Below are 1,857 nucleotides of genomic sequence, written 5' to 3'. Positions count from 1 at the left end.
AGCGCCTGCTGTATTGATACTGCCTGACCCGGCGACATAGGCGCCGCCCGTGGGCAGGGCCTGCGCCCAGGCAAAACCTGGAGTGAGAGCGGTTATGCCAAGAAGAAACGCACGAGTTCTTAGGGGCATGGGTCCGTCACCAATTTTAACTGTTTACATTTCCTGCATAGAATAAATACATAAAAATTAAGTTTGATTTACTAATATCATTGTTAATTAATGACAAACTAATATAATTATTTATTATTCTTATAATATTTTTAGTCTGTATCATTTTTACTGCCACTATAGCAGTCGCATTTTGTGCAGAGCTCTGAATCTATATATCACCCTGATTCAGAATACGAAGAGGTGGCGGTATGTCTGTTGACGAGACACGGGAATTATGGACGCGCTCGCTTCTGTTCACCAGAAGACGGATATCTAGAAGGTCTGGGCAACAAGACACGGCATCGCATTTGCCCGGCCTATATCGCAGGCCTGATCGGGCCCGGAGATCGCAAGAGCATCCAGCCCATGGCCGCGCGCTCGGATGCGGTCCCCTATGACCGGCTACATCATTTCATCGGAGCCGGGCTTGGGGATAACGCTCCACTGGACGCAACCTTGTGGAAACAGGCTGATCAACTGGTTGGTGGCGACGGATTCTGGCTGATCATCGATGACGCTGCCTTGCCGAAGAAGGGCAAAGCCTCTGTTGGCGTCGCGCCCCGATACGCATCGCACTGGGTAAGAATGCGAACTGCCAGACAGTGATATCGGTGACGCTGGCTTCGGGTGAAATTCCCCTGATGCTAAGCCTGCGGTTGTTCCTGCGGGAAAGCTGGATAGGCAACCATCAATCAAAACGTCATAGCCCTGAAATCAGGAAACAGGAGTTAAAAAACGGTTCTTCGATCCCTCCACGTGACAATATCCCAGATCTGTCCGCAGGGTGCGTTGCGTAGAAGCAACACTGTGAAAATGACGACTAAGAACGATACAATACCGCATATCGTAATATAATATATTACTGTAATGGTGATTTGAATAAACCACTAATATAGGATGTATTATGTTGCTACGGCGTCACGCGGGTTTGGGTCTTTGGCGGCTTTCTCTCACCTTGCGGCGGAGCCTTGCTCTGGGTGTCGCTGTGGGCGCGATGCACTGTCCTTCTGTCGGGGCCTGGGCGAGCGGGTATGACGCAACTCCCCCCCAGCAGGCCGACAGCAGCGCGGAGCAGGTGATTGTGACCGGCACGCGTGATCCTTCGCAGACAGCGCGCCACTCGGTCAGCCCCGTGGTGGTGGTGTCGGGCGAGCAACTGCGGGCCACAGGCATGACCGATATCCGCGACGCGCTGACCCAGCTTGTGCCTTCGGTCAGCCGGCAGGTCATGGGGCTGGATCAGGGCTCGCTGACCGATTCACTCAGCCTGCGCGGGCTTAATGCCGACCAGACCCTTGTGCTGGTCAATGGCAAGCGCCGCCATACCACGGCGGCCCTGTCGTTTGACGGCGGGCCACAGCAGGGCACAACCCCGGTGGATATAGACATGATCCCCATGTCCGCCATCGACCACATAGAAATTCTCGAAGATGGCGCATCCGCCCAATACGGTTCGGACGCCATTGCCGGGGTGATCAACATCATCCTCAAATCTAACAAGAGTGGCATTACGGCGCAGGCGGTCAACGGCGGCTATTATGCGGGGGATGGGTTTACTACGGGGGAAATCTTCAACGCCGGGATGGACCTGGGCGGGCGCGGGTTCCTCAACGTTAGTGCCGAGGTCAAACACCAGGACCGCACCGTGCGTGTGGGGGCGGACAGCCGCACAGGCCAGAAGGACAATGCAGCCATAGGCTCCCCCCA

Annotated in this window: 1 protein-coding gene and 1 pseudogene; both read left to right on the top strand. The window is 54.8% G+C overall.

From position 1 onward, the window contains the following. Positions 1 to 366: 366 nt before the first annotated feature. A pseudogene (locus JCM25146_RS20265) lies at positions 367 to 881 on the top strand (transposase); the annotation flags it as partial. Between the two features lie 173 nt (positions 882 to 1,054). Next, positions 1,055 to 1,857: TonB-dependent receptor plug domain-containing protein (locus JCM25146_RS20260; RefSeq protein ID WP_199897772.1), on the top strand; the 803-nt coding region annotated here is incomplete at its 3' end.

Source organism: Acetobacter okinawensis JCM 25146 (genome assembly GCF_000613865.1).
Taxonomy (GTDB): Bacteria; Pseudomonadota; Alphaproteobacteria; order Acetobacterales; family Acetobacteraceae; genus Acetobacter; species Acetobacter okinawensis.
The sequence above is the reverse complement of the archived record's forward strand: the minus strand, read 5'-3'. Positions and strand labels throughout refer to the sequence as shown.